A 5,543-nucleotide genomic window follows, 5' to 3' on the forward strand; every position below is an offset into this window, starting at 1 on the left:
CTGTTCCTCACCGTCGAGACGGAACAGGCCGACGGCGACGCGCCTGAGCGCGTCTGGCTCTACTTCAAGGCACCCAAGGAGGCCCCGACCACCCGCGGCTTCGCCGGAGTGCTCCACGAAGGACTCGACGGGCTCAGCGCCGCGGAAATCCTGGCCGTCCCCGACGACATGCCCGAACTGTTGGGCCTGACCCGCGCCATCACTCCCCTGCGCATGCGCGGAATGACCGCCATGCTGGGCCGGATCAAGCGCAAGGTCGTCGCCTCCGGAGACCGCCAGCCGTCGGCGCAGTCCTGACCTTCGGCGCCCGGACAGCCAGAGAACATGGCCCGCAAGCACGCCTCGCAGGGAACTCCGGCCACCGCGGCACTCGGGGCCGCCGGGGTTCCCTTTGTGGCCCACCCCTACACCCATGACCCCGCGGCGGCCAGTTATGGCCTGGAAGCGGCGGAAGTGCTCGGCGTCGACCCTGACCGGGTCTTCAAGACCCTGATGGTCGACGTCGACGGCCGGCTCGCCGTCGGCGTCGTGCCGGTCAGCGGCAGCCTGGACCTCAAGGCGATGGCCGCGGCTTTGGGCGGCAAGAAAGCAGAGATGGCCGATCCGGCCGCGGCGCAGCGGCGGACCGGATATGTTCTCGGCGGCATCTCACCGCTCGGCCAGCGTCAGTCCTCCCCAACGGTGGTGGATGAGAGCGCACTGGCGCTGGAGACCATCCTCGTTTCGGGTGGACGGCGCGGCCTGGACATCGAGCTGGATCCGGCCGAGCTCATTCGGCTCACGGCTGCCCGCACCGCCAGGATCGGGACCCGGCGCGATTGACCCGGCCCCAGGTGTCGAGACGGCACGTCACGGCCATGTTCGCGCACAACACTGCCGTGATCTGTCAGCGAACCGTCAATGAACTGTCAATGATCTCTGTCAATGATCTGTCAATTGAATGCGGCATTGCCGGCCGGAGGCTCCTGGTCGCCGGGGTTGGCGCGGGGCGCCAGCTGCTGCCGGAGCCAGGCCGAGACCTGCCGCTCCCAGCGCTCCGGGTCCACGTTCCATTCCTTGGTATGCAGGGCCTTGTCGAAGGGCTCGAAGGTGACCATCTCGGGGTTTTTCTCGGCCAGCGCCGCGGAGGGTCCGTACGGTACGTACTCGTCGTCCACGCTGTGCACAATGAGGGTCGGCGTCCTCAGCTCCACGGCCCGCGAGACCCAGTCCATCGCTTTGAGGTCGACGGGCGCGGCCAGCCCGGTCAGCCGCCGGCCCAGGCGGTGGCTGAGCATCAGTTGTCCGTAGCGGCCCACGGACGACGGAATCCGGTTCAGCTCCGCGTGGTGGGCCAGCACGTTGACCCAGTTGATCACCGGCGCGTCCAGGACCATGGCCCGGATCAAGTGGCGGTGCCGGGAAAGGTCAGCGGTCTGGAGGCAGATCGCGCCGCCCATCGACCAGCCGAACAAAACCACCTCGCGGGCGCCCTGCTGTACGGCGTAGCCGATGGCGGCCTCGACGTCGCGCCATTCGGTGGAGCCCAGGCCGTACCGCCCGTCGCTGGCTGACGGGGCCAGGCCGTCGTTGCGGTAGGAGATCAGAAGACTGGACATGCCCAGTTCCCTGGCGGTCCGGACAGCCCGCAGCCCTTCCTGCCGGGTGGCCCCGCGCCCGTGCACCATGATCGCCCACACGTCGGGGGCCACATGCTCCGCCACGGCCGGCGCGGCGCGGACAAGCCAGGCCGGCGCGGTCCCGGCGTCGACGTCGATCAGCACGTCCTCCACCGGAAACCCCAGGGCGGCTGGATCCGGAAAGGCCGCGCCGCTCCACCAGCCGCGCCGGGCGGTGGCCATGTCCCCGCTGTAGACGTGCTCGACCTCGCGCAGCACGGTGCGTTCGGCCGGGGAGTAGGACAGGATCCGGCCGATCCGCGCATGCCCGCGGCCGCCGTCGAAGAAGAAACCGTACACCCCGTCCACCGTGGCGTCCGGGGTGGCGGCGAAAATGACCCGCAGCGCCCGCCCCTCGCGGATGACGGCCAGCACTTCCTGGTCCTCTGCCCGGAACCGGGCCGGGGTGATGACGCGGCGGGCGAAGTAGAGGGCGAGGGCGGAGGAGCCGGCGGCGAGCACGCCCGCAGCGGCGCTGCCGCCGATGATGCCCCCCACCGCCCACTTGGCGCTGCCGGACGTCACGCCGCCGGGGGCCGGCGCGACGGGGAGTGCTGTTCTGCGGGCAGAGGCCCGCCGGGCAGCGGCCTGGCGGGCAGCGGTCTGGCGGAGGTCCGGGCGGAGGCGCAGGGAGGATGCCATGGCACCATTCTTACTGAAGCGCAGCCCAACCACGGCATTGGCGGGATTTCAGGCGCACGGCCGGGCCGGTCCAGACACGCCAGGGTCCCGCGGGACACAACGATGCAGGTCAACACGAGCGCGACTAGGCTGGGGTCATGAGTGATCCAATCGTCATTTTGACAGAAGAGCCCCTCGGTGCGGATGACCGCGTCAATATTGAAACCCTGATTGCCGGCGGTGATGCGCCCCTGCTGATCCTGGTGCCGGCCAACACCGAGCGACACCTTGTGGTGGATTTCCTGGAAAACCTTTCCATGCTTGAAATCGCCAAGGCCTTCCGTGAACTGACGGCACACTCGGACCCCGCCGAAGAGCGGGCCGAAGCAGCCGACACCCTGGCCGCCTCGCTGGCCGCGCTGGCCGGTCTGGGCGGCGGCGTCTCGGGCGAAGTCGTCGAGGGCAAGGCCGTTGACGGCCTGGTTGCCAAGGTCAAGGAACTCAGCGCCGGACAGGCTGTGGTCATCACCCGCCCGCACGCCGTGGCCGACACGTTCCACACCGACTGGGCCACCAAGGCACAGGACAAGCTGGGGCTGCCCGTCCTGCATCTGTACGCCGGTTCGGGATTTATCGGGGACTCCTGAGCGTTATTGAGGCTATGAGTATCTTTAACAGGCCTAAATCCATGCCCTCGGCAGTGCCCGCCACCGAACCCGCAGCCGACCCCGCCGCCACGGCCTTTGACCAGACTCCCGCCGGAACGCCCGTCGAAAAGACGGACGCCCAGTGGCGCGAGGAACTGACGCCCGAGGAGTACCGCGTGCTCCGCCAGGCAGGCACCGAGCGGCCGTACACCGGCGAATACTGGGACACCCACACCCGCGGTGTCTACAAGTGCAGGGCCTGCGGCACCGAACTCTTCACCAGCAACGAAAAGTTCGACTCGCACTGCGGCTGGCCGTCCTTCTGGGCGCCGCTCGCCGAGGGCACCGTTCGCTACATCCATGACCGCACCATGGGCATGGACCGGGTGGAAGTCCGCTGCAGCACCTGTGATTCCCACCTGGGGCACGTGTTCGACGGCGAGGGCTACGGCACCCCCACGGACCAGCGCTTCTGCATCAACTCGGTTTCCCTGAAGCTGATTCCCGCGGACGACGCCGGGCAGTAGCCCGCAGCCCTGCCTCTCCTTCCGCTGGAACGGCTTTTCAGAATCACTTGCCACAGACTTTCTTATGCTCGAGGCAATTTTGCATTAGAGTCTCTGCTTGCTTGCTACGCTCGATTTAGATCCAGCGACACGCTCCACAGCAAACAGAAAGGCGACCGTCGACGATGACCACGACCGCTCTTACCGCCCCCGCCCCGATCACCGCCGGCAACCAGGAATGGCTGCGGCTCAAGGCTGCCGCCACCGCCCTGCGCGCCCTCCAGGTCCAGGACGGATCCGTGCCGGATGCCGAAGCCCACGAAGCCGCGGCCGGCCACGTCGCAACCATCACCGCGGCGGTCGCGGCCCTGGCCCCGTCCTTCCCGCACGACGCGAACTACCTGGAACTGCTGGTCACCGACTTTGACCGCTGGGCCGATGGCGGCTTTGGGATCCCGGACTTCCTGGATTCCCTGCAGGCGTTCCAGCCGCAGCAGCACCGGGTCAACGGACTCCAGCACCTGGTCGTGTTCCCGATGTACACCCAGAACGGCAGCAGCAGCCGCCTCGTCGAGGCCGTGCTGATCGAGGTCATCTGGCCGGAATTCATCGGCGGCCTGGAAGCCGGCGAATACTCCAACAAGCTCTTCGTCCCGATCCGGTTCCTCGACTTCACCGCGGGCTACGACACCAACTCCGCAGTCCTGTTCCCCGAGACCGTCGCGGTCCGCGAGACCCCGACGTTTACGTGGGGCGCGATCTTCGCCGACCGCGAGGCCGCACGCTTCCGCCGCGTCCTGCGCGCCGCCGCCGAGATCACCTCCCTGCAGCTGCCCGAGGACGCCGCCGGGCTCCTGGAGGACCAGCAGCTGACGCAGGAAACCTTTGTCATGTGGGACCTGATCCACGACCGCACCCACATGCGCGGCGACCTGCCCTTCGACCCGTTCATGATCAAGCAGCGCATGCCGTTCTTCCTCTACTCACTGGAGGAGCTGCGCTGCGACCTCACCGCCTTCCGCGAATCCGTGAAGATCGAGAAGGACGAGGACGCTGACCCGGAGGCCCGCCGGCACGCCAAGCTGGTCCAGTACGCCGTGATCTTCGACCGCATCTTCCGCTTCGCCATCACCGGCACGCGCGTACGGAACTACGACGGCCTTGGCGGCCAGCTGCTCTTCGCCTGGATGCACCAGCACCACGTCCTGCACTGGACCGACAGCAAACTCAGCATCGACTGGGACGAGGCTGCCGACGTCGTGGTTGAACTCGGCGCGAAGATCGAGGAACTGTACTGGCGCTCGATCGACCGCCCCAAGATGGCCCACTGGCTCGCCGCCTACGAGCTCATCTCCGGCACGGTCACGCCCAACCCGGCCTCGGTCTGGGCCAAGGGTCCGGACGCCCTCCCCCTGGACGGTCCGCCCCGCGGCCTCACGGACCAGGTCCTCGACGACGAGTTCCCGCTCTCCATGTTCTACGAGGCGCTGGAGAAGAAGATGCGGCCCGTCATCGAATCCACTGCCGGCATCACCGGGTCGTCAGACATCAGCACAGATACCGGCACTGACACGGGATCAGAGTCCGGCGGCACCCAGGCCCTGAACGCCGGATGAGTGCCGGACGCACTTTGAACGTGCTGGTCACGGGGGGCAGCGGGCCGTCGGGAATCGCGACGGCCCGCGCCCTGCGCGGCGCCGGCCACAGGGTCTTCACGGTCGGATCGGATGCCGCGCGCATCGAGGCAGCCGCCGCCGAGGCCGGCGACGGCGTCACGCCGCTCGCCTGCGACCTCGCCAGCCTGGCCGACGTCCGCGCCCTGCGGGAAAGCATTGCCGGCCTGGCCGGACGCGTCGACGGCGTTATCCACCTGGTGGGCGGCTGGCGCGGCGCGAAAGGCATCACGGACCAGAGCGACGACGACTGGGACTTCCTGGAGCGCAACGCCGTCACGACCCTGCGGAACGTTACGCGCGTCTTCTTCGACGACCTCGCCGCCTCTGAGGCCGGACGCTTCGCCATGGTGTCCTCCACGGCGGTAAGCGCCCCGACGGCGGCGGGGGCGAGCTACGCCGCGGCCAAGGCGGCTGCCGAGGCCTGGACGCTGGCGG

General features: G+C 68.4%; 7 protein-coding genes. 6 read left to right on the forward strand and 1 reads right to left on the reverse strand.

All coding sequences use genetic code 11. The features are described from left to right. The coding region (locus LQV45_RS16560) for a SufE family protein (protein ID WP_230007969.1) at positions 1-297 on the forward strand (297 nt) is incomplete at its 5' end. 27 nt (positions 298-324) lie between these two features. Further along, positions 325-822 carry a Cys-tRNA(Pro) deacylase gene (ybaK, locus tag LQV45_RS16565; protein WP_230007970.1) on the forward strand — a complete coding sequence of 166 codons (498 nt, stop codon included), beginning with the start codon at positions 325-327 and terminating at the stop codon, positions 820-822. Between the two features lie 110 nt (positions 823-932). Here ybaK and LQV45_RS16570 read toward each other — a convergent pair whose 3' ends face one another. Beyond that, a complete protein-coding gene (locus LQV45_RS16570) occupies positions 933-2,300 on the reverse strand; it encodes a S9 family peptidase (RefSeq protein WP_230007971.1) in 1,368 nt (455 codons plus the stop codon). A gap of 137 nt (positions 2,301-2,437) precedes the next feature. On the opposite strand from LQV45_RS16570, the gene LQV45_RS16575 reads away from it, so the two are divergent. The 4 genes from LQV45_RS16575 to LQV45_RS16590 all read left to right on the forward strand — a co-directional run. Then, a complete protein-coding gene (locus LQV45_RS16575) occupies positions 2,438-2,926 on the forward strand; it encodes a hypothetical protein (RefSeq protein ID WP_230007972.1) in 489 nt (162 codons plus the stop codon). A 41-nt stretch (positions 2,927-2,967) separates the two neighbouring features. Next, positions 2,968-3,453, forward strand: a complete 486-nt coding sequence (gene msrB, locus LQV45_RS16580; RefSeq protein ID WP_230007973.1) for a peptide-methionine (R)-S-oxide reductase MsrB — start codon at positions 2,968-2,970, stop codon at positions 3,451-3,453. A gap of 164 nt (positions 3,454-3,617) precedes the next feature. Continuing rightward, positions 3,618-5,048, forward strand: a complete 1,431-nt coding sequence (locus LQV45_RS16585; RefSeq protein ID WP_230007974.1) for a DUF6421 family protein — start codon at positions 3,618-3,620, stop codon at positions 5,046-5,048. Next, on the forward strand, positions 5,045-5,543 hold a 499-nt coding region (locus LQV45_RS16590), incomplete at its 3' end, for an SDR family oxidoreductase (protein ID WP_230007975.1). The genes LQV45_RS16585 and LQV45_RS16590, both read left to right, overlap by 4 nt.

The organism is Microbacterium sp. Bi128, from assembly GCF_918698205.1.